The 26,064-nt window shown below is 73.4% G+C and carries 22 protein-coding genes; 8 read left to right on the top strand and 14 right to left on the bottom strand.

The window, feature by feature from the left end:
* The first annotated feature begins 4 nt into the window (after positions 1 to 4).
* From SVTN_RS36555 to SVTN_RS36565, 3 genes are all read left to right on the top strand, one after another.
* Positions 5 to 883, top strand: coding sequence for an RNA polymerase sigma-70 factor (locus tag SVTN_RS36555; RefSeq protein WP_041132920.1), 879 nt, complete (start codon positions 5 to 7; stop codon positions 881 to 883).
* Positions 884 to 1,010: 127 nt separating this feature from the next.
* Positions 1,011 to 1,832, top strand: a complete 822-nt coding sequence (locus SVTN_RS36560; RefSeq protein WP_041132921.1) for an alpha/beta hydrolase — start codon at positions 1,011 to 1,013, stop codon at positions 1,830 to 1,832.
* A gap of 98 nt (positions 1,833 to 1,930) precedes the next feature.
* Positions 1,931 to 3,433: a DHA2 family efflux MFS transporter permease subunit gene (locus tag SVTN_RS36565; protein WP_245727773.1), complete on the top strand. Its 1,503-nt coding sequence runs from the start codon at positions 1,931 to 1,933 to the stop codon at positions 3,431 to 3,433.
* A 146-nt stretch (positions 3,434 to 3,579) separates the two neighbouring features.
* On the opposite strand, the gene SVTN_RS36570 is transcribed toward SVTN_RS36565, so the two are convergent.
* Genes SVTN_RS36570 through SVTN_RS36585 form a run of 4 tightly spaced genes read right to left on the bottom strand, consistent with a single transcriptional unit; the run spans position 3,580 to position 8,831 of the window.
* Positions 3,580 to 4,527 (bottom strand): alpha/beta hydrolase, encoded by a 948-nt coding sequence (locus SVTN_RS36570; RefSeq protein WP_041134645.1) that lies wholly within the window; start codon positions 4,525 to 4,527, stop codon positions 3,580 to 3,582.
* 5 nt (positions 4,528 to 4,532) lie between these two features.
* Positions 4,533 to 6,221: an amidohydrolase gene (locus SVTN_RS36575; protein ID WP_159026557.1), complete on the bottom strand. Its 1,689-nt coding sequence runs from the start codon at positions 6,219 to 6,221 to the stop codon at positions 4,533 to 4,535.
* Complete coding sequence (locus tag SVTN_RS36580) at positions 6,214 to 7,497, bottom strand: amidohydrolase (protein WP_078908649.1); 1,284 nt, start codon at positions 7,495 to 7,497, stop codon at positions 6,214 to 6,216. Before SVTN_RS36580 ends, SVTN_RS36575 begins: the two co-directional genes overlap by 8 nt.
* On the bottom strand, positions 7,494 to 8,831 hold the full coding sequence (locus SVTN_RS36585; RefSeq protein WP_245727775.1) for an MFS transporter: 1,338 nt from the start codon (positions 8,829 to 8,831) through the stop codon (positions 7,494 to 7,496). Before SVTN_RS36585 ends, SVTN_RS36580 begins: the two co-directional genes overlap by 4 nt.
* Positions 8,832 to 8,916: 85 nt before the next feature.
* Between SVTN_RS36585 and SVTN_RS36590 the strand changes: the two genes are divergently transcribed.
* Positions 8,917 to 9,987 (top strand): Lrp/AsnC family transcriptional regulator, encoded by a 1,071-nt coding sequence (locus SVTN_RS36590; protein ID WP_041132923.1) that lies wholly within the window; start codon positions 8,917 to 8,919, stop codon positions 9,985 to 9,987.
* Positions 9,988 to 10,119: 132 nt separating this feature from the next.
* Here the strand turns inward: SVTN_RS36590 and SVTN_RS36595 are convergent, their stop codons facing one another.
* Positions 10,120 to 10,689 carry a SixA phosphatase family protein gene (locus SVTN_RS36595; RefSeq protein ID WP_052499518.1) on the bottom strand — a complete coding sequence of 190 codons (570 nt, stop codon included), beginning with the start codon at positions 10,687 to 10,689 and terminating at the stop codon, positions 10,120 to 10,122.
* Between the two features lie 42 nt (positions 10,690 to 10,731).
* Complete coding sequence (locus SVTN_RS36600) at positions 10,732 to 11,193, bottom strand: RrF2 family transcriptional regulator (protein ID WP_041132924.1); 462 nt, start codon at positions 11,191 to 11,193, stop codon at positions 10,732 to 10,734.
* A 193-nt stretch (positions 11,194 to 11,386) separates the two neighbouring features.
* Between SVTN_RS36600 and SVTN_RS36605 the strand changes: the two genes are divergently transcribed.
* Positions 11,387 to 14,104, top strand: a complete 2,718-nt coding sequence (locus SVTN_RS36605; RefSeq protein WP_245727776.1) for an FAD/NAD(P)-binding protein — start codon at positions 11,387 to 11,389, stop codon at positions 14,102 to 14,104.
* A gap of 41 nt (positions 14,105 to 14,145) precedes the next feature.
* Here the strand turns inward: SVTN_RS36605 and SVTN_RS36610 are convergent, their stop codons facing one another.
* From SVTN_RS36610 to SVTN_RS36645, 8 genes are all read right to left on the bottom strand, one after another.
* Positions 14,146 to 15,099 (bottom strand): immunity 49 family protein, encoded by a 954-nt coding sequence (locus SVTN_RS36610; protein WP_041132925.1) that lies wholly within the window; start codon positions 15,097 to 15,099, stop codon positions 14,146 to 14,148.
* 108 nt (positions 15,100 to 15,207) lie between these two features.
* Entirely contained in the window at positions 15,208 to 16,608 is a 1,401-nt protein-coding gene (locus tag SVTN_RS36615; RefSeq protein ID WP_041132926.1) for an aminobutyraldehyde dehydrogenase, read from the bottom strand.
* Positions 16,601 to 17,917: a flavin monoamine oxidase family protein gene (locus SVTN_RS36620; protein ID WP_041132927.1), complete on the bottom strand. Its 1,317-nt coding sequence runs from the start codon at positions 17,915 to 17,917 to the stop codon at positions 16,601 to 16,603. The genes SVTN_RS36615 and SVTN_RS36620 overlap by 8 nt, the downstream gene beginning before the upstream one ends.
* A 39-nt stretch (positions 17,918 to 17,956) precedes the next feature.
* A complete protein-coding gene (locus tag SVTN_RS36625; RefSeq protein ID WP_052499519.1) occupies positions 17,957 to 19,135 on the bottom strand; it encodes an ABC transporter ATP-binding protein in 1,179 nt (392 codons plus the stop codon).
* Between the two features lie 5 nt (positions 19,136 to 19,140).
* Complete coding sequence (locus SVTN_RS36630) at positions 19,141 to 19,977, bottom strand: ABC transporter permease (RefSeq protein WP_078908651.1); 837 nt, start codon at positions 19,975 to 19,977, stop codon at positions 19,141 to 19,143.
* On the bottom strand, positions 19,974 to 20,873 hold the full coding sequence (locus SVTN_RS36635) for an ABC transporter permease (protein WP_041132928.1): 900 nt from the start codon (positions 20,871 to 20,873) through the stop codon (positions 19,974 to 19,976). Before SVTN_RS36635 ends, SVTN_RS36630 begins: the two co-directional genes overlap by 4 nt.
* Before the next feature lies 1 nt (position 20,874).
* Positions 20,875 to 22,011 carry a polyamine ABC transporter substrate-binding protein gene (locus SVTN_RS36640; protein ID WP_041132929.1) on the bottom strand — a complete coding sequence of 379 codons (1,137 nt, stop codon included), beginning with the start codon at positions 22,009 to 22,011 and terminating at the stop codon, positions 20,875 to 20,877.
* Positions 22,012 to 22,090: 79 nt separating this feature from the next.
* A complete protein-coding gene (locus SVTN_RS36645; RefSeq protein WP_078908652.1) occupies positions 22,091 to 23,365 on the bottom strand; it encodes an aromatic ring-hydroxylating oxygenase subunit alpha in 1,275 nt (424 codons plus the stop codon).
* 505 nt (positions 23,366 to 23,870) lie between these two features.
* Between SVTN_RS36645 and SVTN_RS36650 the strand changes: the two genes are divergently transcribed.
* From SVTN_RS36650 to SVTN_RS36660, 3 genes are read left to right on the top strand one after another with little or no spacing between them, the layout of a single operon-like run.
* The gene (locus SVTN_RS36650) at positions 23,871 to 24,380 is read left to right on the top strand and encodes a hypothetical protein (RefSeq protein ID WP_041132930.1); all 510 of its coding nucleotides are present in this window, start codon (positions 23,871 to 23,873) and stop codon (positions 24,378 to 24,380) included.
* Complete coding sequence (locus SVTN_RS36655) at positions 24,377 to 25,876, top strand: NADH-ubiquinone oxidoreductase-F iron-sulfur binding region domain-containing protein (RefSeq protein WP_052499520.1); 1,500 nt, start codon at positions 24,377 to 24,379, stop codon at positions 25,874 to 25,876. Before SVTN_RS36650 ends, SVTN_RS36655 begins: the two co-directional genes overlap by 4 nt.
* Positions 25,873 to 26,064 (top strand): ferredoxin, encoded by a 192-nt coding sequence (locus tag SVTN_RS36660; protein WP_041132931.1) that lies wholly within the window; start codon positions 25,873 to 25,875, stop codon positions 26,062 to 26,064. Before SVTN_RS36655 ends, SVTN_RS36660 begins: the two co-directional genes overlap by 4 nt.

Raw genomic sequence — 26,064 nt, forward strand, 5'->3', positions numbered from 1 at the left:
GTCCATGATCGACACGCCCGTCGCGGACGACGCCCTCGACGACTTCACCGCACACCGCCGACTCCTCTTCGGTACCGCCTACCGGATGCTGGGCAGCGTCGCAGACGCCGAGGACGTGCTCCAGGACGCCTGGCTCAAGTGGTCCCAGACGCACCGGGGTTCGGTCGTCAACGCCCGTGCCTACCTCGTCCGCACGGTCACCAACCTCTCGCTGAACCGACTCACCTCGGCCCGCGCCACCCGCGAGTCCTACGTGGGCCCCTGGCTGCCCGAACCGCTGCTCACCGCACCGGACCTCATGGAGGGGGCCGAGTTGGCGGACAGCGTCTCCACGGCCCTGCTCGTCGTCATGGAAAGCCTGAGTCCCGTCGAACGCGCGGTGTTCGTACTGCGCGAGGTGTTCGGGTACACGCACGCCGAGATCGCCGGGATCCTCGACCGCAGCGAGGCGACCGTCCGGCAGACCGCCCACCGTGCCCGCGAACAGGTCGAGGCTCGGCGCCCCCGCTTCGACACCGACCAGGAGCAGCGGCGGGCGGTCACCGAACGCTTCCTCGCCGCCTGCACGGGCGGTGACCTGAACGCGATGATGGAGCTCCTCGCCCCCGACGTGACCGCGTGGTCCGACGGCGGCGGGAAGGTCACCGCGGCCCGCCGCCCGCTGCACGGCACCGACCCGGTGGCCCGCTGGATGCTCGGCGTCCTCGCCAAGCCCGAACTCCTGGGCATGGCCTGGGAGTCCGCGATCGTCAACGGCGAGCAGGGCGTCCTGTTCACGATGGGCGGGCACCCCGTCGGCGCCCTGACCTACGACCTGAACGGCGGCCGCATCCAGAACCTGCGCTTCCAGGTCAACCCGGACAAGCTGACCGGTCTGCGCTGACGCGTCGGGGCGCGTCGGTACGGCACCGTCCACGGCGCCGTACCCCGCTCGCCCCCTCGCCCCGACGAAGCACATCAAGCGAAACATGCCGAAACACAGTGAAACGCAGCGAAACGAGGTAAGCGTCGTGCCTTCCCCCAGCGACCGGACAGGAAGCCCGCAGGGACTCCTCCCACTGGTCTACGGTTCCCACCCCGACCAGGTCGCCGATCTCCACCTCCCGGCCCGGCCGGCAACGGGTCGCCTGCCGCTGGTCCTCTTCTTCCACGGCGGCTTCTGGCGCGCCGCCCACGACCGGCGGCACACCGCCGCATTCGCGGACGCCCTCGCCCGGGACTGCGACTGCGCCGTGGTCAACGTCGAGTACCGCCGCGTCGGCGCGGGCGGCGGCTGGCCGGCGACCCTGACCGACACCGCCCGGGCGGTCGACCTGCTTCCCGAACTGGCCTCCCGGGCCGCGCCGGGGCGTATCGACACCGGACGCGTCGTCTACGCCGGGCATTCCGCCGGTGGTCACCTCGCCCTGTGGGCGGCCGCCCGCCACCGCCTCCCCGACGGCGCCCCCGGCCGCACCGACGCGCCTGCCCCGATCCGCGGCGTCCTCGCCCTCGCCCCCACCGCAGACCTGGCCCACGCCGACCGGCTCGGCAGCGGCCGGGGTGCCGTCGCGGACTTCCTCGGCGGCAGCTCCGGCCAAGTCCCCGCGCGGTACGCCGCCGCCGACCCCTCCGTACTCGGCACCCCGGCGGGCCGTACCGTCGTCGTCCACGGCACCCACGACGAAGCCCTGCCCATCGACATGGCCCGCGCCTACACCCGTACCACCGGCACCACGCTCACCGAGATCCCCCACGGCAGCCACTTCGACGTCATCGACCCGGACTCGACCGCATGGCCGCACATCGCCCAGGCCCTGGGAGCCCTCATCGGGATCGGCAAAATGGTTTGAGCTTGTGCGGTGACACCGACAGGATCAGGGAACACCGATGAGTTCTTCCCCCTGCCGCGGTCCGTCAGTGTGACCTGCCACGCGCGGAGGACACTCACATGACGGAAGGCACCATGCTCCCACCACAGGCAACACCCGCCCGCGTCACCGCCGTGCTGCGGATTCTCGTGCTGTCCACGTTCGTCGTCCTCCTCAACGAGACGATCATGGTCAATGCCATCCCGCGGCTCATGCGCGAGTTCGAGGTCACCGCGGCAGCCGCGGGGTGGCTGTCCACGGCCTTCATGCTGACCATGGCCGTCGTCATCCCGGTGACGGGGTGGTTCCTCCAGCGCGTGACGACCCGGACCGCCTTCGGCCTGGCCATGGCGCTGTTCCTCGCCGGCACGGCCCTGGCCGCCGCCGCGCCCGCCTTCCCCGTGCTGCTGGCCGCCCGCGTCATCCAGGCCAGTGGCACCGCCGTCATGATGCCGCTGCTCATGACGACGCTGATGACCCTCGTGCCCCCGAACGACCGCGGCCGCGTCATGGGCAACATCACCCTCGTCATCTCCGTCGCACCCGCCCTCGGCCCTGCGGCCTCCGGTGTGCTGCTGCAACTGGGCACATGGCGCCTGCTGTTCCTGGCCGTGCTGCCCATCGCCGGAGCCATGGCCATATTCGGCCGGCGCAAACTGGTCAACATCGGCGAGCCGCAGGCCGGCCCGATCGACTGGTTGTCCGTCCCCCTGGCGGCAGCGGGCTTCGGTGCCCTCGTCTACGGCCTGAGCGGGCTCGGTGCCGAGGGCTCGGCCCAGGCCCCCGTACCCCCGGCGGCCACGACCCTGGCCGGCGCCGTGCTGGTGGGCCTGTTCGTATGGCGGCAGCTGGCACTGCAGCGCAGCTCCACACCGCTCCTCGACCTGCGCGCCCTGACGTTCCGTCACTTCTCCGTGGCGCTCGGCCTGATGTGCCTCTCCTTCATGGCCCTCATGGGCGCCTTCATCCTGCTGCCGATCTACCTGCAGGAGGTGTGCGGCCTGACCTCACTGCAGACCGGGCTGCTCCTCATCCCCGGCGGCCTGACCATGGGCCTGCTCGGACCACAGGTCGGCAAGCTCTACGACCGACTCGGTGCACCACGCCTCGTCGTACCCGGAGCCGCACTCACAGCGCTCTGCCTCGCCCTGTTCGCCTTCACGGGCGAACAGACCTCGCCGTGGCTCGTACTCGCACTCCACGTGGCCCTGAGCGCGGGCATGGCGTTCGTCTTCACCCCCGTCTTCACCTCCGGCCTGTCCGTACTGCCGCCGCACCTCTACCCCCACGGCTCCGCCATCCTGGGCTCGCTCCAGCAGGTCGCGGCCGCCGCGGGCACCGCCCTGGTCATCAGCGTCATGTCGGGACACGCCGCCACGGCGGCAGCCGGCGGCGCCGACACCACCGGAGCCCTGGCCACGGGCATCCGGTGGGGATTCGGCACCGGTGCCGTGCTCGGCGCCCTGGCGGTGCTGGTCGCGCTGCTGGTGCGCACCCCGCCCACTCCGCAACAGCCTGCTGAGCCGGAGACCCAGGACGAAGACGGCACCGCGACGAACAACACCGCCCACACGCCCACCTGACGCCCTGGACGACCGTCCCGACCATCTGACGTCAGCGACCGGCCGGAGGCCGCCCACTCGGTGGGCGGCCTCCGGCCCTGGCGGCGCGGAGCAGCGCCGCGGGCGGCGAGCACCACGGGCGCGGGGCGTTCGCAGGGGGCTGCCTTTCAACCGATCAGGTGCTTGAGGGCGGCGTTCGTCCAGGTCGTCGCGGAGCCGGCGGCCGGGCTGAGGCGGCCCATGCCGTAGAAGCCGTGGACGAGCCCTTCGAACTGCCGGTGCTCGACCCGTACTCCGGCGTCGCGGAGGGCTTCGGCGTACCGGTCCCCCTCGTCGCGCAGCGGGTCGAACTCCGCGGTGACGACCACGGCCGGCGCGAGACCCGCCAGGCTCTCGGCGCGAAGGGGCGCGACACGCGGGTCGGCGTGGAGGCGAGCGGCGTCGGGGGACGAACGGGGGACGCCGAGGTACTGCTCGAAGAACCAGTGCACCTCCTCGGTGGTGAGGAAGTACCCCTCTCCGTTCTCCGCCCGCGACGGGTACAAGCCCGAGATGTCGGTGCTGGGGTAGACGAGGAGCTGGGCGGCCAGGGGCAGCCCGTCGGCGCGGGCCTGCCGGGCGCAGACCGTGGAGAGGGTCGCTCCGGCGCTGTCGCCGCCGATCACCAGCCGGGAGGCGTCGCCGCCGAAGTCGTCCACGTGCTCCGCCACCCAGGTCAGGGCCGCGTACGCGTCGTCGACCGCGGCGGGGAAGCGGTGCTCGGGGGCGAGCCGGTAGTCGACGCTCACCACCACGGCGTCCAGGTCGCGGCACAGGGTCCGGGCCTGTACGTCATGGGTGTCGAGGTCGCCGAGCACCCAGCCGCCGCCGTGCAGGTACACCACCGTCGGCAGGACGCCCGTCGCGGCGGGGCGGTACACGCGGGCGGGGAGGGAACCCGCCACCACCGTGGAGGTCACGGAGGCGACCTCGGGCACGGTGGCCGGATCGCCCGGGCCGACGGTCAGGGTACGGAGCCGGGCCCGGGCCTCGGCCACTCGGCTCGCGTCGGACACCGGGGCTTCGAGGCGGGGGAGGGTCTGCAGCAGGGCGGCGATGTGCGGGTCCAGGGGCATGTCGTTCACTCCGTCCAGGTGGGGCGGCCACCGAGGTAGGTGGCGGTCACGGCGGCCTCGTCCGGGAGGAGTCCGGGCGGGACCGTGTACGGGTCGCGGGCGAGGACGGTGAGGTCGGCGCGCATTCCGGGGCGCAGCGTGCCGATCTCGCCGTCGAGGTGGAGCTGCCAGGCCGGGTTCGTGGTGACCGCGCGCAGCGCCTCGTCGAGGGTGAGGACCTCCGTCGTGCCGTGGACGCGGCCGCTCGCGGGGGTGCGGCGGGTGAGGGCGGTGGCGACGGAGGAGAGGGGGTCGGTGGGCGAGCAGACGCCGTCGTTGTGGAGGGAGACGCGGTGACCGGCGTCCCAGGCCGAGCGCACGGCCATCCAGCGGTCGGTGATCTCCGCGCCGAACAGGTCGTCCGCGAGGACGTCACCCCACCAGCGGATGTGGTCCATGAAGAGGCTGACGGTGGCCCCCAGTTCGGCCGCCCTGCGGTACTGGTCGGGGGTGACGGCGCCGCAGTGCTCCATGCGCGGGCGCATCGCCCGCAACCGGCCCGGATCGTCCGCCCCGGCCTTCGCGTAGGCGTCGAGGACCGCCTCGAAGGTGACGTCGCCGTGGACGTGGCAGGCCATCGGGTAGCCCTGCGCGGTGAACGCGACGACCAGTTCGGCCAGTTGCTCCGGTGTGTGGTTCATCGGCGCGTGCGCGCAGCGGATCGCCTCCATGGCCCGGGTGGCCGCGCTGTCCAGGAACGGGAAACTGGTCGCGATCGTGCCCTGGAACGCCGTGCCCTCGGCCCACAGTTTGATGCCGGAGACGCCGAAGAGCTCCTCGGCCGGGGCGTGCCCGGGGAAGGGGACACGGCGGTCGGGGTCCGCGGCCAGTTCCGGGGTGCCGATGAGGTACGAACGGACCCGCAGGGCCGCGTCGGGGCGCGCCGCGGCGGCCCGCAGCGCCGGGACGAAGCTCGGCTCGGTCGACATGTCGGCGGCCGTGGTGATCCCGACCCGGGCGTGCTCGGCGTACGCCCAGTCCAGTGAGGCGGCCAGTCTCTCCGGCCTCACCCGGTCGCCGGCCACCACCCAAAGCAGCGCCTCGACGGCCCCGCCCTCGTGGGCCTCCCCGGTGGGTTCGCCGTCGGCGTCCCGCAGGAAGCGGGCGCCGGCCGGATCGGGGGTGTCCCGGGTGATGCCGGCGGCACGCAGGGCGGCGGTGTTGGCCCAGGCGGCGTGGCCGCTGTTCGAGACGACCACGAGCGGAGCGCCGGGACAGAGCGCGTCCAGTGCCTGCCTCGTCGGAATCGGCAGATCGCGCTGGAGCAGCGGATCGATCCCGTACGCACAGACCGGCTCGCCCGGCGCGGCGGCCACCGCGGCCCGGATGCGGGCGTCGACGCCCGCGCCGGTCGGCACCGTGAACGGGCGGACGTCGACGGCGGGCGGGGCGACGGCGAGAGCCATCATCGTGGGGTGCCCGTGGGCCTCGACGAAACCGGGCAGCAGCGCCCGGCCGCCCAGGTCGACGACCTCGGTGCGGGGGCCGCGCAGCGCAAGCACCTCGTCCCGGCCGCCGACGGCGCCGATCGTTCCCGCGTGGACGGCGAGGGCCTCGGCACGGGGGCGTGCGGGGTCCATGGTGAGGACCGGGCCGCCGGTGAAGATCAGGTCGGGGGCGGTGCCGGACACCGTCGGCCTCCTCGTGTCACGCACGACCGGCCTCCTCGCACAGCCAGTGGGCGGCGGCCGCGAGCAGCGTCGTCACACCGATCTCGATCGTGGGCTCCGGCACGGGAGCGAAGTGCGGGGAGTGGTTGGAGGGGACGGTGTCGGGCAGACCGTCCTCGAGGAGGGAGGCGGGATCGACGTCCCGGTAGAGGGCGGGATCGGCGCCACCGAAGTACCAGAAGACCGAGGGGACGCCGAGGGCGGTGCCGAAGGCCCCGAAGTCCTCGCTGCCGGTGAGGGGCTGGGGGAGCGTGAAGACCCGGCCGTCTCCGAGCGCGGCGGTGAGCGCGCCCTGGACGACGCCGGTGACCTCGGGATCGTTGACGGTGACCGGGAAGGAGTTGAGCCCGGTGATCTCCGGCTCCTTCGGCGCACCCGAGGCCATCGCCTCGGCGCGCACGATCCGCTCGACCGCCTCCAGGACCCGGGCCCGTACCGCCGGAGTCGTACTGCGGATGTTGATCCGCAGCTCGGCGGTGTCGGGAATGATGTTCTCCTTCGTGCCGGCGTGGATCGAACCGACGGTCACCACGGCGGTCTGCGTCGCCCCCACCTCGCGGGAGACGACGGTCTGCAGCCGCATGACGACCGCCGCCGCCATCACGATCGGGTCGATCGTCGCCTCCGGCGTGGACCCGTGCCCGCCGCGCCCGAAGAGCCGGACCCGCAGACTGTCGGAGGCGGCCATCACCGGCCCGGGACGGGTGCCGACGAAGCCGACGGGCGCGGACGCCACATGCTGCCCCAGGCAGACGTCGGCACGGGGGAACCGCTCCAGGAAGCCGTCCTCGATCACGGCCGGCGCGCCGCCGACCTCCTCGGCCGGCTGGAACACGGCGACGACCGTGCCGCGCCACCCCTCACGCCGGGCGGCGAGCTGGGCGGTGGCACCGAGCAGACAGGTGACGTGCATGTCGTGCCCGCACGCGTGCATGACCGGGACCTCGTCGCCGTCCGGGCCGACGCCGGTGGCGGTGGAGGCGTACGGCAGTCCCGTCTCCTCCCGTACGGGCAGCGCGTCCATGTCGGCGCGCAGCAGGACCACCGGGCCTTCGCCGTTGGCGAGGACGCCCACCACCCCCGTACCGCCGACGCCCTCGGTGACCTGCCAGCCCTGCTCCCGCAGCAGCGCGGCGACGACGCCGGCCGTGCGGAACTCCTGGAAGGACAGTTCCGGGTGGGCGTGCAGGTCCTGATAGAGGGCGTGGAGGCCGGGCAGTCGGTCGGCGAGGCCGGAGAGCAGCGGGGCGAGAGCGTTCACGAGAGTTCCTCGGTCGAGGTGGAGGTGGAGGCGGATCGGTCGGACGCCTCGCCGAGCGAGCCGGCCACGGCCCGGAACGAGTCGGCGTCCTGAGGGGTGAGGAGGGCCATCAGCACGGCGACGGCCGCGCCGAGTACGAGGAAGGCGAAGGCGGCCCGGAAGGAGATCGCGTCGGCGAGGAAGCCCATGACGGGTGGAGCGACCATGCCAGCGACCTGACCGCCGAAGACGATCACGGCACTGCCGACGCCGACGTGCCCGGGCGCGAGACCGCGCAGCGGAACGGCGAAGAGCGGCATGTAGCCGAGCGATCCGCTGAAGACGGCGAGCGTTCCGAAGACGGCGAAGCCGGTGAGCGAGTCCGAGAAGGCCATGAGGAGCAGGAAGAGCCCCGCCACCGTCATGCCGGGCACGATCACCTTGCGGTGGTGTCCGCCCAGGCGGTCCGCGATCCGGCCGCCCAGGATCGTGGCTGCGGCCGCCCCGAGCGCGGGGATCGCCATGAGGGCGCCGGCCGAGGAGAGGGGGACACCGCGCTCCTCCGTCAGATAGGACGGCATCCAGGTGGTGAGCCCCCAGACGATCACGTTGTAACCGAACATCATCAGCGCGAACCGCCACAGCACGCCGACGCGCAGGATCTCGCGGAGACCGCGGAGACCGCGGACGCCGTGGGCGGCGGCGGGGGAGCCGTCCGCGGGGAAGCCCTCCGCGGGGGAGCCGTCCGCGGCGCGGGGCAAGGGAGCCGGCAGCCACAGCCGTACGGCCACGTAGACGGCGACTCCGAGCGCGGCGGTCGAGAAGAAGGCCGAACGCCAGCCGAAGACGGCGATCAGGGGTGCCACGGCGAGCGGGGTGACGACGGCGGCGATCGCGTTCGAGCTCATGATCAGCCCGTTGGCGCCCATCCGTTCCTCCGGCACGGTCCGCTCGACCAGCGCCTTCATCGAGGCGGGCGGGAAGACGCCTTCGGCCGCCCCGAAGGCGAACCGCATCACGAGCAGCGCGGCGAAGGACCATGCGAAACCGGTCAGCGCCGTGAACAGGGACCAGGCGAGCAGCGCCCAACAGATGACGCGGCGGGCGCCGAAGCGGTCGGCGAGCCACCCGCCGGGGATCTGGCACAGGGCGTACGAGAGGAAGAAGGCGGAGACGACGAGGCCCTGCTGCCCGCGACCGAGACCGAACTCCTCGCCGAAGGAGGGGAGTACGAGGTTGATCACGAGGCGGTCGGCGTAGTCGACCAGCCAGGCGACGAACAACAGGACGACGGTCGTCCTGACCGTACGGGAAGCAGGTCCCTTGAGGGCTGCCGGAGGGGGCGGAGCGGACACGGCTCTCCTCTCACCACTGGCCGGAACTGGGCGCCGGCCGGGAAGTGCCCCTACGATCCGGTCTGTGCACGATGGAGCCGTGGAAATGCCGGAAAGCATCCTGGAGCCGATGAACCCGCCGGATTCCCGCGCGCCCGACCCCGACGCCCGTTTCACGGAGCTGGACCTGGCGCTGGTCGAGGCGCTCCAGGCGGCACCCCGCGCGCCGTGGTCCCGGATCGGCCGGGCGCTCGGCATCGACGCGACCACCGCCGCCCGCCGCTGGGAACGCCTGCGCGCGAGCGGACTCGCCTGGATCACCGCCTACGACGCGGCGAAGTCGACCACCGTCGCCTATGTCGACGTACGCTGCCGGCCCCGCTCCCTCGAAGCGGTCACCACGGCCCTGACCCGGCTGCCCTGGGTCTTCAGCGTCGACGAGACGGCAGGCGACTTCGATCTCTTCGTGTCCGTCGCGGCCGCCGACCTACCCGCCCTGGGCCGGTCGGTCAACCGCACCATCGGCGGCATGCGCGGGGTCCGTTCCACGCGCACACGCCTCGGCATCACGCTGTACGGCGAGGGCGGCGACTGGCGCATGCGGGCCATGGAACCCGCCGGCCGGGCGGAGCTCACCACCCCGCGCACCTCCCGCCGCGCCGTGTACAGCGCCCACATGCACGACCGGCCGTCCCCGGAGGACCGGGCCCTGATGACGCTGCTCGGCGGCAACGGCAGGCTCGGCTACACCGAGCTCGGAGCCGCGACGGGCATGAGCGAACACACCGCCCGCCGCAGGGTCCAACGGATGATCCGCGAAGGCGACATCACCATCCGCTGCGACCTCGCCCACCCCCTGGCGGGCCTGTCGACGATGGTCCTCTACCGGGTGACGGTTCCGCACTCCCAGGTGGAAGCCACGGGCAACGCGCTGGCGCGGATGGAGGAGGTCCGACTGTGCGTGTCCGTCAGCGGTCCGGACAACCTGCTCGTGATGGTCTGGCTCCACGGCCTCCACGCCATCGACCCCTTCGAAGCCGTCCTCGCGGAACGCTTTCCGCTCCTGGAGGTCAAGGACCGTACGATCGGCCTCCACTCACCCAAACGCATGGGCTGGCTCCTCGACGCCTCCGGCCGCGCGACCCGACGCGTCCCCCTCGCACTGCCGCAGCCCTGACGTCCGGGTACGCATGGGTCGGTGTGGTGGCTCTCGGCGAGGGTACGGTGCGCGGGGTCGTGATCGACGGAGGGAACGTCGGAGGCGCCCAGCGCGCGGACGATGCCGCCCCGGCGCGCTGACGCGCCCCGCTCAGGACGAGTCGCGGGCTCCGCGGGGGATCGCCAGGTCCGTCAGGAGCGCCTCGCCGGGGCGGAGGTCTTTCCAGGTGCCGGACCAGGTCAGGACGGCGATCGCAGAGGTGGGGAACTTGGTCCGTACGCGGTCCAGGGCGTCACCGACCGACCTGGTCGCGAGCAGCAGGATCAGGTCCTCGAGGCCCGGGTTGTGCCCGACCAGGAGCAAGGTCGCGACCTCGTCGGGTACGTCGTGGAGGACATCGAGCAGTTCTAGGGCGTCCGCCCCGTACAGCCGCGGGTCGTGACGGGTCGGCACGGGGCCGGCCAGCTCCGCGGCGGCCAGCTCCCAGGTCCGGCGGGCGCGCCGGGCCGGGGAGCACAGGGCGAGGTCGGGCAGTACGCCGCTCTCCGCCAGGAAGCTCCCGGCGGCCGGGGCGTCGCGCAGCCCGCGCGGGCCGAGGGGGCGGTCCTGGTCGGCCACGCCTTCCGGCCAGGCGCTCTTGGCGTGCCGCAGGACGAACAGCCGGCGCGGGCGGTCGTCGGCGGGTCCGGCGCGTCCAGGGGTCTCGGTGGAGGGCTGCACGTTCTTGAGCGTAAGGGGCGGGTCGCCGAACGGCCATGGCCGCTACGGGTACGTCCGCACGTCGTCGTTGTAGTCGCGGGCCCGGTCCCGTACGAGCTCGGGCAGCGTGCCCGTCGCCAGGTCCGCGAGGGTCGTGCCCTCCAGGACCTGGCGCAGACTCGTCCGCACGGCACGCCACACATCCGGCAGGGGAGCCGCCGCACCCTGGTACTCGAGACCCGTCAGCTTCAGGTCCCGCACGCTGACGAGCGGTCCGTCCATCGCGCGGATGACGTCGGCGAGGCTGATCTCCGCGGGCGGCCGGGTGAGGGAGTAGCCGCCGTCGGGGCCGCGCACGCTGCGCACCAGACGCGCCTGCCGCAAGTCGCTCAGTACGACGAAGAGAAAGCGGCCGGGGATGTCCTGGCGTCCGGCGATGTCCTCGGCCTTGAGGGGCCGGTCCGGGGAGCAGGCCAACTCGGCCATGGCCCGGATGGCGTAGTCCGTTCGTGCTGAGATCCTCACGGACTCAATGTCTCACGAGTGGCGGGAACCTGACCTGCGGCGGCGGTACTCACGGGCCGTCAACGGCACTCCGGCGCGTTGTCGTTGTCCGGAAGCGGCATTGCCACTCCACTTTGTTCATCGACATAGTGAACATCCGTCGTGCAGTACCCGCCCCTGGTCGGAGGTCTCCGTGGTGTCCGTGGTGCCTGTCGTGTCCTCGCCGTCCGCCGGGACCGCCCGTCCTCGACCGACCGTGGCAGTCGTCGGCGCGGGCGCGGCCGGTGCGCTCGTCGCCGTCCAGCTGTGCGAAGGGGCGGCCCGACGCCGTGTCCCGCTCGATCTGGTCCTCGTCGACCCCGCGCCGGAGGCGGGCCGGGGCACCGCGTACGCCACCGAGGTTCCCGAGCACCGGCTCAACGTGCCCGTCGGCGGCATGAGCTGCTACCCGGACGACCCGGGTCACTTCCGGCGCTGGCTCTGCCGCCACGGCGAATCCACCGTCACCGCGGCGGACTTCGCCTCCCGGTACCGCTACGGCTCCTATCTCGCCGACACGCTCGGCCGGGCCATCATCACGGCGCACGGCACGGTCTCCGTACGGCGGCTGCGCACCAGGGCGGTGGGGTGCGCCGACGCGGCCGGAGGGCGTCTGGAGCTCGAGCTCGCCGACGGCGGCACGGTGACGGCGGACAGCGTGGTCCTCGCCACCGGGCCCGCGGCGGGCCGGTCCGGCTGGGCCCCGGCCGAGCTGGTCGCCTCCGACCGGTTCGTCCCCCGCCCCTGGACACCGGGCGCGCTCGACGCCGTCGGCGAGTCGGACGACGTCCTCCTCGTCGGCACCGGTCTCACCGCCGTCGACCTCGCACTCGTCCTCGACCGTCCCGGCCGCACGGTGCACGCCGTGTCCCGCAGCGGGCTGCTTCCCCAGCCGCACGCGGTCGCCCCGCTGCCCCCCGTACCGCCGCCGCCGGGCCTCGCCGAGCTCCCGTTCCACCGCCTCCGCAGGGAGCTGACGCGGCACTTCGCCGCCACGCGCCGCGCCCACGGCGACTGGCGGCCCGCACTCGACGGGCTGCGGCCCGAGATCGTACGGCTCTGGCAGGGACTCACCGACGACGAGCGGGCCGAGTTCCTCGGCCGTGACGCCACCCTGTGGAACGTGCACCGGCATCGCATGGCGCCTTCCACCGCCGAGACCATCGCCCGGGCGCGCGCCGCCCGCAGGCTCCGCGTCCACGCCGGCCGGGTCGCCTCCGCGGCACCACAGGAGGACGGCGGCCTGATCGTCTCCCTCGCCGACGGCCGTGAGGTGCGCGTGGCATGGGTGGTGGACTGTACGGGTCCTGGGCTGCGGGCCGACGCCGGCGGCGACCCGTTGTGGAGCGGACTGCTGTCCGACGGCCTCGCCGCACCCGGACCGCTGGGCATCGGCGTGTCCACCGACGGCGGCAGGCTGCTCGACGCCCGAGGGAACCCGGAGCGGCCGCTGTTCACCCTGGGCGCACCCCGCCGGGGCGAGCTGTGGGAGACGACCGCGATCCCCGAGATCCGCAACCAGGCCAAGGAGATCGCCGAGGCCGTACTCGCCCCGCTCGCCGGCACCCCCCGGTCGGCACGCCGCCGGCCCACCGACCAGTTCGGGCTGCCGCTGTCCACCCATGCCGCGGCCGCGGCGTCCTTCCGCTGCGGACTCGCCCGGGTGATCACCGTACGGGCGAAGGCGGCCGAGTCCTTCGCGCGCGCCACCGAACTCGACCCCGGGTTCGCGCTCGGGCACGCCGCACTCGCCCTGCTCGGTCACGAGTGCGGAGCGGACGTCGACGTCGCCCGGGAGCTGGCGGACGCCCAGCGCAGCGTGCGGGAACGCGGAGACGAACGGGAGCGGTCGTTCGTCGACGTCGTCACGCGCCGCATCAGGGAGCACGAAGACCACACGAACGCCGCGGGCGACGGAGACACGGCCCTCGTCGACCACCTCGGCCGCTTCCCCGCCGACGCGTTCGCGCTCGGCATCGCCGTCCCCACCATCGCCTTCTCCGGCGTCGCGGATCTCGACGGCACACTGGCCCTCGGTCTGGTGGAGCGGACCGCGCCCGCCTACGAAGGGCACTGGTTCCACACCTCGCTCCTCTCCTTCGTCCGGCAGGAGCAAGGAAGGATCGAGGAGGCCGGCGAGCTCGCCCGGGCGGCACTCGCCGCACAACCCGCCTCCGGCCACGCCGTGCACGCCCTCGCCCACGTCCACTACGAGTCCGGTGACCACCGCACCGGCCGGGACTGGCTCGACGGCTGGATCGGCGGCCACGGGCGGGGCGCCGTGCACCGGGCGCACTTCTCCTGGCACGTGGCGCTCCACGAACTGGCCCTCGACGACTCCGCGGCGGTACGCCGCCGCTGGTTCGCCCAGCTCGCCCCGGCCCAGGTGAACGGGGTGCGGGCCCTCGTCGACTCCGGCTCCCTGCTGTGGCGGGCCCGCATGTCCCGGAACTGGACCGGCCGCGTCCCCGTCGACGGCGTGCTCGACGCGGTCGCCCGCGATCTGGTCGAACGCCCCTCGACCGCGTTCACGGCCCTGCACGGCGCCGTCGCCCTCGCCGCCGCCGGCGACCTCCCCGCACTCCGCCGCCTGCGCACCCACGCGGCCGGCGCGGACCCGGTGCAGCGGGAGGTCGTCGTCCCGCTGTGCAACGCGCTGGAAGCGGTCCTGGAGGAGGAATGGGCCACCGCGGTGCGGGAACTGCGCGGACTGCTGCCCTCGCTGCGTCGCGTGGGAGGCAGCGCGGCACAGCGCGAGATCGTCGAGGAGACCCTGCTGTACGCGCTGGTGGAGGCGGGCCACAGCGACACCGCCCGCCACCTCCTCGAACAGCGCCTCGATCGTCGAGCCTCCCCGCTCGACCGGCGCAGGCTGGCCGGACTGAGCCTCTGAGCGTCAAGTCGGCGCCGGGGGAGTGGTCAGCGGGCGCGTGGCTACTTGGCGTGCCAGTGGCCGAGGTCGTTCCGCTCGGTGTCCGCGGCTCGTCGGAGCGCGTCGGTACGGCCGACGATGCCGTGGGGCAGGTAGCCGGAGCGGACGCGCAGGTCCCACCCGTGCACCTGGACGGCCAGGGCCGCCAGGGCGAGGGTGTCCAGTGGCAGCAGCGTCCGCGGGGCGGGGTCCGCGTCCACGCTCTCGCGGTGCGCGACCAGCCGGGTCACGAGGGCGTCCTCGAAGGCGGCCCGGTCGTCGTCGAGCAGGACGCGCAGCAGCCGCTGGTCCGGCGTCAGCACGCCGGCCGCGTCCAGCCGCCCGGCGGCTTCGGCACGCTCCTCGGGCCCGGGCTTGCACAGGGGCACGGTCGGCCAGTCGCGGGGGAGATGCCCGCTCTCCTCCGTCAGATAGCCCCTCAGTGCCTCCATGGCCGCCAGATCGGCCGGCGTCGACACCGACGTCAGCTTCGAATACGGCACGCCGTCCCGGATCGCGGACGCGAAGTCGTCCCGGAGCAGCAGTCCGGTGACCCGCCGCCACTCCCACACCAGGCCGCTGACCACGACGGCCGCGAAGGTGTCCAGCCATGTCCGCGCCGTGGGCGCCTCGTCGATGACGTCCTGGAACGCGAGCTCCTCGCTCGTCAGCTCCTCGCGGACCAGCGGGAACCGGATCTCCTGGTCGCCGTTGGGGTAGCAGCCCAGGCTGATCACTCCCAGCGCGCACTCCGCCGCGGTCAGCAGCACGACGCGTGAGGCGTCGTCGAGCTCCGGTGCGCTCAGGGTGCGGGCGGCGACGTGGTCGAGCAGCTCGTCGCCCATCTCGCGCAGCCTGTCGAGGCGGAAGGAGTCGTAACGCATGCTGTGCCAGCGGCCGAAGGCCTTCCCCTCGATGTCCTCGAGCGCGTGGGCGATGCGCTCTTCGCTCACCTCGTGATGTGCCACTTCCTGCACGACTGCCGTCCTTTCATGATCGATCCGGCCGGGCAGCGGCACGCTATCAACGGGCTGGGACATCCCCGTGTGGGGGAGTGCCGGGGTGCTTGCGGCGAAGACCGCGGCTCAGATCATCACGTGCTTGGGCCGGGTGTAGTCGAGGAGGCCGGAGAGGGACAGGTCGCTGCCGTAGCCGGAGTGTTTGACTCCGCCGTGCGGCATCTCGGAGACCGTGGTGCCGTGGGTGTTCACCCACACGATCCCGGTGTGCAGGGCCCTGGTCGCCCGCATCGCCCGGTCGTGGTCCCCGGTCCACACGCTCGCGGCCAGTCCGAAGCGGACGTCGTCCGCGAGCCGCAGCGCTTCGGACTCGTCGGTGAACGGCTGCACGGTCACGACGGGTCCGAAGATCTCCTCCTGGACGATCTCGTCGTCCTGGCGCACCCCGGCGACGACGGTGGGGGCGTGGAAGAAGCCGGGGCGGGCAGGCCGTGTCCCGCCCGCGACGATCCGGGCGTGGTCGGGCAGCCGGTCGAGCAGGGCGCGGACCGAGGCGAGCTGGGCGGCGTTGTTGAGCGGGCCGAGGTCGGTGCCGGGGCGCAGTGCGCGGGCGGCGTCGGCGAGGGCGTCCAGGAAGGCGTCGTGAACGCGGGCGTGGACCAGGAAGCGGGTGGGGGCGGTGCAGTCCTGACCGGCGTTGTAGAAGGCGACCTGGGCCAGGGCGGCGGCGGTGGCGGGGACGTCGACGTCGTCGTGGACGATCACGGGCGCGTTGCCGCCCAGTTCGAGGTGGACCCGCTTCAGGCCGTCCGCGGCCGCGGCGGCGATCTCCCGGCCGGCACGGACGCTGCCGGTGAGCGCGATCAGGGCCACGGCGGGGTGGGCGGTGAGGGCGCGGCCGGTGTCCCGGTCGCCGCAGACGACGTTCAGCACGCCCGGGGGCAGGTGGGGGGCCGCGATCCGGGCGAGCAGCACCGATGAGGAGGGGGTGGTGTCGGCGGGTTTGAGGACGGTGGTGTTGCCGGCGGCGAGGGCCGGTGCGATCTTCCAGGCGGCCATCATGAGGGGGTAGTTCCACGGGGTGATCTGGGCGCAGACGCCGACCGGTTCGCGGCGCAGCAGGGAGGTGCGGCCCTCGGCGTACTCGGCCGCGGCGGCGCCCGGGAGGTTGCGGGCGGCCCCGGCGAAGTAGCGGAAGGCGTCGGCGATCGCGGGGAGCTCCTCCGTACGGAACTGGGCCGCGGGCTTCCCGGTGTCGGCGGTCTCCGCGGCGGTCAGCTCGTCCGCGTGCGCCTCGACGGCGTCGGCGACGGCGAGCAGGGCCCGCTGCCGGTCGGCCGGGGTGGTGGCCGACCAGGGCCCGTACGCGGCCGCGGCGGCCGCGCAGGCGGCGTCGGTGTCGGCGCGGCCCGAGCGTGGGGCGCGGCCGTGCACGCGTCCGGTGGCGGGGTCGACAAGGTCGGTGGTCGCGCCCGAGGCGGCGGGGCGGTCCGCGCCGCCGATGTGGTTCAGCAGGCTGTCAGCCACGGCGCAGGGCCTCCTTCGCGGCGGCGCGGCCGGTGCGGACCGCGCCCTCCATGTAGCCGGCCACCCATTGGTCGGATCCGCAGACGTAGAAGGGCGGTTCGTGGGTGCCGTGGCGGGGGCCGACGGCCATGACGTCGCCGGGGGCCCACTGGGTGACGTACCCCTGGGTCCAGGGGTCGGTGCCCCACAGACGCAGGTGCGCCGAGAGCGGCCGGTGGGCCTGGTCGCCGTACAGCCGGGCGATCTCGGTGAGGAGTTCGGGGGTGCGCAGGTGGGCGGGGGTGCCGAGCAGGACGCCGTACCGCTCGGGCGGGATCAGGGCGGACAGGACGCCCTCGCTCTGCGGCCAGGTGCTGCCGAGCACCCCCTCGCACTCGGACAGACCGCTGAGCCCCCGCTCGCGCCAGAACGGGCGGTCGTAGGCGGCGACGAACTTCGCGGCGAGGGCGTGCCGCTGGCGGTGCAGCGAGGCCAGGCGCTCCTCGCCGACGCCGGTGACGGCGAGCGAGCGCAGCGGGCCCGCGGGCAGGGCGCTGACGACGGCGGCCGCGGTGAGGGTCTCGCCGCCCGCGAGGCGCACCGAGCAGCCGCCGGAGCGGCGGACCGCGAGCGCCTCGACGGGCGCGCCGGTACGGATCCTGCCGTCGAGCCCGGCCGCCATCCGCAGGGCCACGGTCGCCGAGCCCTCGGCCACCCGCAGGCCCTCCCAGGCCTCGTACTCGTAGTGGCCGGGGCCGGGGACGGCGGCGTGCTTGCGGAGGGCGGCGAGCAGCGAGGTGCGTTCGTACGAGCCGTCGGCGAGCGCGAGCCGGCCGATCTCCCAGAGCCGCACGACGGCCGGGCTCGCCCCCTCGTCGCGCAGCCAGCCGGCCACGGAAAGCCGGTCGAGGGCGGCGGCCCGCGGGTGGGACCAGGGGTCGTCGGGGTCGACGGTCGCGGCGAGTGCGGCGAAGGCGGCGGTGACCTTGCGGTGGGAGGCGTCGTCGCCGGGGCCGAACCAGTGCGGCGGGTCGCCGGCGCCGACGCCTTCGGGCGTGGCGCGGGCGAGCGCGCCGGGTTCGGCGACGTAGCTGGGGACGAGGGTGAGGCCGAGTTCGGCGACGAGGGCCGTGTACGCGGTGTGCGCCGAGCCGACGACCTCCCCGCCGAGCTGGACGAGGCGGCCGTCGGGCAGCGCGGTCTGCTCGACGCGGCCGCCGACCCGGTCGCGGGCCTCGACGACGAGGACGTCGACTCCGCCCGCGGCCAGGTCGCGGGCGGCGGCGAGTCCGGCGAGTCCGGCGCCGAGCACGATGACGTCGTGGTTCATGGGGTGTTCCTCCGGTGAGGGAGTCGGGGGCGGGACTCGTCAGTCCAGGACCAGGCAGTGCTCGGGCCGCCAGCCGAGCTCGACCTCCTCGCCGCCGCTCCAGCGGTCCTCCATGCGGGAGCGGGCGGTGTTCTGCTCCAGGACGTGCACGGTGACGCCGGGGGCCAGTTCGATGAGGTACGTGGTGGTGGGGCCGGAGTAGACGGTCTCCCGGACGACGCCGGTGACCCGGGCCATGCCGGGCTCGAAGTCGGACAGCCAGATCTTCTCGGGGCGCAGCGAGAGGCTGACCCGGCTGCCGTCGGTCATGCCGGGGCGGTCGCCCACGGGGAGCGCCGGGCCCTGGTCGAGCAGCACCCGTCCGGCGCGGTAGGTGCCGGGGACCAGGTTGGAGGTCCCGAGGAACGAGGCGGTGAAACTGCTGCTGGGACGCTCGTACACGTCCTCGGGAGTCCCGCACTGTTCGATGCGGCCCTCGTTCATGACGGCGAGTCGGTCCGACATGGTCAGGGCCTCGTCCTGGTCGTGGGTGACGAACAGGAAGGTGATGCCCACCTCGCGCTGGATCTGCTTGAGTTCGACCTGCATCCGACGCCGGAGCTTCAGGTCGAGGGCCGCCAGCGGCTCGTCGAGCAGCAGCACCTGCGGACGGTTGACCAGGGCGCGGGCGAGGGCGACGCGCTGGCGCTGGCCACCGGAGAGGGTGGGCGGCCTGCGGCCGGCCAGGTCGCCGAGCTGCACGAGGTCGAGCATCTCGGCGACCCGGCGGCGGATCTCGGGGCGGGCGACGCCCTTGCGCTTGAGGCCGAAGGCCACGTTGTCGGCGAGGGACAGGTGGTCGAAGAGGGCGTAGCTCTGGAAGACGGTGTTGACGTTGCGCCGGTGGGGCGGGAGGCCCGTCACGTCCTCCCCGTCGAGCAGGACGCTGCCCTCGGTGGGGTCGGCGAAGCCGCCGATCATGCGCAGCAGGGTGGTCTTGCCGCAGCCGGAGGGGCCGAGCAGGGAGAAGAACTCGCCGGGGGCGATGTCGAGGCTGATGTCGTGGACGGCGTACGAGGCGGAGCCATCGGAGCCGCCGGGGTAGCGCTTGCCGACCCGGTCGAGCCGGACAGCGGGGTGCGGGAGTACGGCTTGGGATTGCGCGGACTGAGGCGACTGCGGGGATCGCGCGGTGTGTGGCGTCTGCGGGGGCTGCGCGGGCGTGGGCTGCGAGGACATGGCGTTCACTTTCCCGAGAGCAGGTCGAGGCCGCCGCGCCGGCCGAACAGGCGCGGGATGGCGAGGGCGAGGGCGACGAGTCCGACGGAGCCGGCCAGCATCAGTGTGCCGACGGCGTTGATGGTGGGCTGGACGCCGAACCGGATCGCCGAGTAGATCCGGACCGACAGGGGCTGCGGATCGACGCCGGTGGTGAAGTAGGCGAGGACGAAGTCGTCGAAGACCAGGGCGAAGACGAGGACGGCGGAGGCGAGGATGCTGGGGAGCAGCGCGGGCAGCGTCACGAGGCGTACGGCCTGTCGGCGGGTGGCCCCGAGGTCCATGGCCGCCTCCTCGATCTCCGGATTGAGGGCGGCGACGCGGGAGCGCAGGATCACCGTCACGTAGGAGATGGAGAAGGTGATCTCGGCGAGCATCACGGTCGTCGTGGACAGGGTGATGCCGAGGCCCTTGAACAGGAGCATCGCGGCGACGCCGGTGACGATCTCCGGGGTGATGAGCGGGACGAGCATCACCAGGCCGGCGAAGGAGCCGAGCCGGTTGCGGCCGCGGACCAGGCCGAGCGCGAGGGCGACGCCGAGGAGCACCGAGCCGGCCATGGCGACGAGGGAGACCCGCAGGCTCATGCCGAGCGAGTTCAGCAGCACGTCGTCGCGGAGGAACGCCCCGTACCAGCGCAGGCTGACGTGGTCGAAGACGGTCAGGGACTTCTGCGAGTTGAAGGAGAACAGGACGACGACGCCGATGGGGACGTAGAGCAGCGCGAAGAAGACGGCGGTGACGGCGATGGCGAACCGGGGACGGCGTTCGGCGCCGCGGCGGTGCCCGCGGGCGGCCCTCATCGGACCGCCTCCGCCTCGTCCTTGCGGGTGCGCCGCAGGTAGCCGAGCATGCCGAGGAAGAGGACGGCCATCAGCAGCATGGTGAGGGCGGAGCCGAGCGGCCAGTTCTGGCCCTGGAAGAACTTGTCCTGGATCAGGTTGCCGATCATGATCTGGTCGGGTCCTCCCATGAGCTGGGCGCTGACGAAGTCGCCCATGGCGGGCAGCAGGACGAGGACACAGCCGGCGGCCGCGCCCTGCCGGGTGGCCGGGACGGTGACGAACAGGAAGGTCCGCAGCGGACCGGCGTACAGGTCGCGGCCGGCCTCGACGAGCGAGGTGTCCATGCGTTCCATGGCCGCGTACAGCGGGATGATCATGAAGACGACGAAGCCGTAGACGAGACCGGCGACGACGCCCGCGCCGGTCTGCAGGATCCGGGTCCCCCCGTCGGCGAGTCCGATCGCGCGCAGCGCCCCGAGCAGCGGTCCGTCGTCGGACAGGACGACGGACCAGCCGTACATCCGCACCAGGTAGTTGGCGAAGAACGGGACGACGATCGCCGCGATCAGCAGGTTCTTGTACCGTCCGCCGCTGGTCGCGATGGCGTACGCGACGGGATAGGCGATCAGGAGGCAGACGGCGCAGGTGACCAGGGCGTAGCCCAGCGACCGCAGCAGGACCGTGCGGTACGCCGGGTCGGCCAGGGCCGTGATGTTGTCGGGGACGAACCCGAAGCGCGGGTTGCCGAGCGGGTCGGTGGTGCCGAACGCGAGCGTGGCCACCAGGATCAGGGAGGCGACCAGGAAGACGGTCATCCAGAGCGTGCCGGGGAGCATCAGCCAGGTCCACAGACGTTCCCGAACCGGCTTTCTGACGGCGCGTGGGGTACGCGGGGTGCGGGCGGTGTCGGCCATGTCAGCCCGCCTTCACGTCGGTCCAGGCGGCGTCGCGGGCCTTCTCGCCCGTCGCGGTGCCGTTGCGGAAGAACATGTCGTCCCTGAGGTCGGCCGCGGTCACGAGGCACTGGGGGAAGGGCTCCACGAGCGCGGCGTAGGTGTCCTCCGTGCCGCGCACCGGCATCGGGTAGCCGATGTACTCGATGTTCCGCTTCACGTTCTCGGGCCGGAGCATGTAGTCGATGAAGAGCATGGCGGTGCCGGGGTGCAGTGCGTCGGCGGGGATGGCGTAGCAGTCGGAGTTGACCGGGGCGCCCTCGCGGGCGGTCTCGAAGCCGAACACGGACGGGTCCTTCGCCTGGGCGAGCATCGCGGCCATGTCCCCGCTCCACGCCTGGGTCATGTCGGCGTTGCCGTTGAGCAGGTTGTTGTAGCTGTCGCTGGAGAAGCCGCGCAGCCGGGGGCGCAGGGAGCGCAGGGTGTCGGTGACGCGGTCGAGGTCGGCGGGGCTTTCGGTGGTGAGGGGCAGGCCGTTCCTGAGCGCGCCGATGGCGAGCACCTCGTCGCGGTCGTCGAGGACGAAGACCTTGCCCTTGGCGTGGTCGTTCCACAGGTCGTCCCAGGAGCCGGTGAGGTCGCCGAGCCGGTCCCGGCGCCAGCCGATGCCGGTCTTGTACATGGTGAAGGGGACGGTGTGCGCGGAGCGGGGGTCGTACCAGGGGTCGGCGAAGTAGTCGTACGTGCCGAACACGGCCTCGGCGTTCCTCAGGCGCCCGTGGTCGATGCGGCGCAGCCGGCCCCCTCGGGAGAGGCGCTCGGCCCACTTCGCGGTGGGGAAGACGATGTCGTAGCGGTTGCCGGCGTTGAGTTTGGCGGCCATGCCTTCCATGGAGTCGTAGTTCGACTGGACGACCTTGACCCCGTACTCCTCGGAGAAGCCCGCGAAGACGGCCGGGTCGACGAAGTCGGCCCAGTTGAAGTAGACGAGGTCGCCGTCGACCTTGACGTCGATGGGGGACTCGGCGGCCGCCCGGTCGGCCGCGTCGGAGGCGGAGTCGGAGGAGAATCCGCAGCCGGCCGCCGTCAGACCGAGGGCGGCGGTGGCGCCGGCGCGGAGCAGCGAGCGGCGGGACAGGGAAGGTGCCTCGGGGGACATGGGGTCCTCTCCGTAAGGCCGCTGGGGGACGGCGGGCGGGCAGTGCAGCGGTGCGGAGGTACGGGGGCGGTCGTATCGCTCACCGGCCCGGCGGGGCGGAGTCCGGTGCGGCGTCCGTGGGACCGGTGGGCTCCGAGGGCTCCGAGGGCTCCGAGGACTCTGTGGGGTCGGCCAGGTCGGCGCGGATGCGGTCGGCGAACCAGCCGACCGCGAGCTCGCGCCGGGACAGCGGTCCGGGTGCGAACCCCGGGGTGGACAGACCGCGTTGGACCCGGGCGACCAGCTCGGCGTCCTCGTCGTTGGTGATCCACCCGATGTGCATGTTCAGGCGCCGGGCGAGGCGGGTGCGCAGCCCGGTGCCGCGGCGGGTGTAGAAGCCGCCGGGTACGGCCACCCGGTCGACCGCGGTCGGCACGGCGGTCCACGCGAGCACGTGGTCGGGGTAGAAGTCGATGAGGGTGTTGGGGTAGATCACGGCGTACCGCCAGACCCTGCGGTCGGCCTCGGTGAGGCCGGGCATGGGCGCGGCGACGCGCTGGTAGAGCCGCTCGGCCCAGTTGGAGGACGGCTTGTCGCGCAGCGGCGAGGTGAACAGGACGTAGGAGTCGTGGATCTCGCAGCCGTAGCCCTGGTAGTCGAGCAGGCGCATCAGGCCGGGGTGGGCGACGGGTACGTGGTACCCCTCCAGGTAGTTGTCGACCGCGACCTTCCAGTTGGCCTCCTGGACCTCGGCGCGGGCCAGGTCGTGGATCCTGTCCCGGCCGACCGGCACCAGGTCCGTCCCGGCGTAGTGGCCGACGGCCTCGGCGAGTCCTGCGCAGCTCTCGGCGAGCGGTACGGCAGCGGGGTCGAGGTTGACGAAGACGAAGCCGAGGAAGGATTCGACCCGGGCCGGGAACAGGCCGAGGCGGGGCTTGTCGAGGCAGGGGATCTGCCGGGCCTCGGGGGCGCCGACCAGACTTCCGTCGAGGCGGTAGGTCCAGCCGTGGTACGGGCAGCGGATCGCCTTGCCGGCCGGTTCGGGGGCGGTGACCAGGCGGGTTCCGCGATGGCGGCAGACATTGAGGTGGGCGGCGAGGCCGCCGTCCTCGGTGCGGACGACCAGGACCTCCCGGCCTGCGACGGTGGCGGCGAGCCGGGCCCCGGGGCCGGGCAGGTCGGACTCGTGGCACACGAGCTGCCAGGACCTGGCGAAGACCTGGCGGGTCTCGGCGGCGGCGACGGCGGGATCGGTGTAGTGGCGGGCCGGCAGCGCGGGAGCGGGGAGGTCCCGGGCGGCCGTGTCGGGTGCGGTGGGTGCACCGGGCGCGGTGAGTGCGCTGGGTGCGTTGGGTGCGGGGGCTCTGGAGTGCATCGGTGACTCCTCGTGCCGCGGGGCGGCGATCGGTGTCGGGCGTCGATGTCGTGCGAACCGGCTGCGGGCAGCGGGTCGGGGCGGGCGCCGGGACCGGGCTGACCGATTGGACAGCCAGCGTGGTGGCTGAATTCCGCCGGGTCAAGACTTGTACGCTGACCGATCGGTCAGCTAGCTTGGTTATTGCCTGACCGATCGGTCAGCAAACGTTGTTCTGTCGCTGCTCCGCCGCCACGCCGCTTCTGACCTGCGTATTTACTCGTCATACCGGTGGGTACGGACCACGGTCCACGGCCCTCGGCCCTCGCGCCGGAAGCAGCCCGGCGTGCCCTGGCCCCCCCGGCACGCACCTCCCTCGCTTTCCTCCCTCGCTTTCCTCCCCCGATTCCCTCCCCCGGCCGAGACCGCGGACGAGCCTCGGGCTCGAACGCCCCGCCCACCCGCCTGCCGGACGGGCGGCCCACCGGTCACGGCACCCGCACCCCCTTCCCTTCCGGAGGCACGCATGAGTGGTCGTCGGTATCTGGACTGGCTCGGGCTCACCCCCGAGCCGGAGCGGGAGCTGCCCGCAGCCGTCGCCGCGCTGCGTGCCTCCTTCGGCACGACGCACCACCCGCCGCCGGGCCGGGCCGAACTCGCGGCCGCCGAGCGGCGCCGGGTGGAATGGCTGGTTCTGAGGGGCAGCCGGCACAGCTGGTTGCGCTACCTCGCCGAAGCCACCGCGCTGGTGACCGCCGTGGCCCTCCGGCTCGACGAGCAGGGCGGCAAGGACAGCCACGCGGACACGGATGCGGGCCTTGGCGCCGACGCGGACACGGACGCCTCGACCGCGGCCGCGCTGCTCGTCGCCGAGGTGATCCTCGACCACCACCGCATGCTCATCGGCCTGCCAGGAGCGGGATACGGCCGCACCGAAGGGGACCGTGACGCGCTCGAAAGCGCGCTGCGACTCCTGCGCACCCGGTCGCGTACCGCCGGACCGGCCCCCACCGCCCGTACAGGAGACGGCAGATGACCCGAAGCCGCCACTCGACCACCATCCGTTACCCGACCGCCCCCGCGCCGGGTTCCGTGCTGGGCGCGACGCCCTACGCGACGGAGAACGCCGAGGCGTACGAGGCCACCGGTGGCTATGCCGCCGCCGTCACCCCCGACGAGCTGCTGCACCACCTCGACGCCTGCGGCCTGCGCGGCCGCGGCGGCGCCGGATTCCCGGCCGCCGTCAAGCTCCGCACCGTCCGCGAGCACGGGCGACGCGGCCGGGGGAGCGGGACGCGCGGCGAGCGCGCCGCAGGTGCCGACACCCCGGTCGTGGTGGCCAACGGCGAAGAGGGCGAGCCCGGTTCGGTCAAGGACCGCTGGCTGCTGCGGGCCCGCCCGCACCTGGTCCTCGACGGCCTCGTCCACGCGGCCGCGGTCACCGGCGCCGAACACGGCTACGTCTACCTCTCCGACCCGGAGGCGGCCCGCCGCGTCCGCCGGGCCCTCGCCGAACGCGTACCGCCGCTGCCCGTCGAGGTCGTCGAGACCGCCGCCGCTTATGTCGCCGGCGAGGAGACCGCGGTCGTCCGCCGGATCGACGGCGGGCCGGCCCTGCCGACCGCCAAACCGCCCCGCCCCTTCGAACGGGGAGTCCGGGGCGCGCCCACCCTGGTCGCGAACGTCGAGACCCTCGCCCGGATCGCGCTCGTCGCCGCCCGGCCCGACCTGCGCGAGCCGATCGCGCGCTCCACCCTGGTCACCCTCTCGGGCGGCAGCGTCGCACCCGTGCTCACCGAGGTGCCGTACGGGGTCCCCCTGCGCATCCTTGCCGCCGCCCACGGCACTCCGGCCCCGGCCGGCGCCCTGATGGGAGGTCTCTTCGGCGGGCTCGTCGACGCCCGCGCCCTGGACCTGCCCCTCGAACCCGGCGCACTCGCCGCGGCGGGCACGGCGCTCGGCTGCGGAGCGATCCGCTTCCTCACCGCCGACGTCTGCCCGGTGGGCGTCGCCGCCGACGCGGTCGGTCACCTCGCGGCCGAGAGCGCACGGCAGTGCGGCGTCTGCGTGTCGGGCACGGCCGCGATCAGCGGTGCTCTGGACCGCCTCGCCTCGGGATCCGCCGAACCCGACACCGCCGAGCGGCTGCACCGATGGGCGCGAGGACTGCCCGGGCGGGGCGCGTGCGGGCTGCTTGACGCCGCCGCCGGCCTCGCCGGGAGCCTGTTGCGCGTCTTCCCGGCACAGGTCCGGGCCCATCTCGACGGGCCTTGCCCGGTATGCCGGGCCGAGGCCCCCGCCCGGGACCCGCACCGCCTGACCCGCCTGAGCGCGCCGGTACCGGCCGTGAACGCACCCGCGCCGACCGGGTCTGGCCTGACCGGACCTGGCCCGCTCGCATCTGCCCCGACCTCATCTGCCCCGACCTCATCCGCCCCGGCCGCATCTGCCCCGACCACGCCCGCCCCGACCGGATCCGCCCCGACCACGCCCGCCGAGCCCATGGCCGCCGTACTGGAAGGAACGTCATGAAACTGCTGCTGGACGCCACGCTGTGCAACGGCTACGGCCTCTGCCAGGAGAACACCCCCGAACTCGTCGAGCTCGACGAGTGGGGCTACGCGAAGGTCGTCGTCGTCGACGTGCCGCCCGCTGCCGAGGACCGGGCCCGCGCCTGCGTGGAGAGCTGCCCCAACTCCGCCCTGCGCGTGGAGGGATGA

This window comes from Streptomyces vietnamensis (genome assembly GCF_000830005.1).
GTDB lineage: Bacteria > Actinomycetota > Actinomycetes > Streptomycetales > Streptomycetaceae > Streptomyces > Streptomyces vietnamensis.

Coding starts and splice junctions, on each gene's coding strand:
- SVTN_RS36555 (WP_041132920.1), top strand. CDS start 5: ATGATCGACACGCCCGTCGCGGACGACGCCCTCGACGACTTCACCGCA.
- SVTN_RS36565 (WP_245727773.1), top strand. CDS start 1,931: ATGACGGAAGGCACCATGCTCCCACCACAGGCAACACCCGCCCGCGTC.
- SVTN_RS36570 (WP_041134645.1), bottom strand. CDS start 4,527: ATGCCCCTGGACCCGCACATCGCCGCCCTGCTGCAGACCCTCCCCCGC.
- SVTN_RS36590 (WP_041132923.1), top strand. CDS start 8,917: ATGCCGGAAAGCATCCTGGAGCCGATGAACCCGCCGGATTCCCGCGCG.
- SVTN_RS36620 (WP_041132927.1), bottom strand. CDS start 17,917: ATGAACCACGACGTCATCGTGCTCGGCGCCGGACTCGCCGGACTCGCC.
- SVTN_RS36625 (WP_052499519.1), bottom strand. CDS start 19,135: ATGTCCTCGCAGCCCACGCCCGCGCAGCCCCCGCAGACGCCACACACC.
- SVTN_RS36630 (WP_078908651.1), bottom strand. CDS start 19,977: ATGAGGGCCGCCCGCGGGCACCGCCGCGGCGCCGAACGCCGTCCCCGG.
- SVTN_RS36635 (WP_041132928.1), bottom strand. CDS start 20,873: ATGGCCGACACCGCCCGCACCCCGCGTACCCCACGCGCCGTCAGAAAG.
- SVTN_RS36640 (WP_041132929.1), bottom strand. CDS start 22,011: ATGTCCCCCGAGGCACCTTCCCTGTCCCGCCGCTCGCTGCTCCGCGCC.
- SVTN_RS36645 (WP_078908652.1), bottom strand. CDS start 23,365: ATGCACTCCAGAGCCCCCGCACCCAACGCACCCAGCGCACTCACCGCG.
- SVTN_RS36650 (WP_041132930.1), top strand. CDS start 23,871: ATGAGTGGTCGTCGGTATCTGGACTGGCTCGGGCTCACCCCCGAGCCG.
- SVTN_RS36655 (WP_052499520.1), top strand. CDS start 24,377: ATGACCCGAAGCCGCCACTCGACCACCATCCGTTACCCGACCGCCCCC.
- SVTN_RS36660 (WP_041132931.1), top strand. CDS start 25,873: ATGAAACTGCTGCTGGACGCCACGCTGTGCAACGGCTACGGCCTCTGC.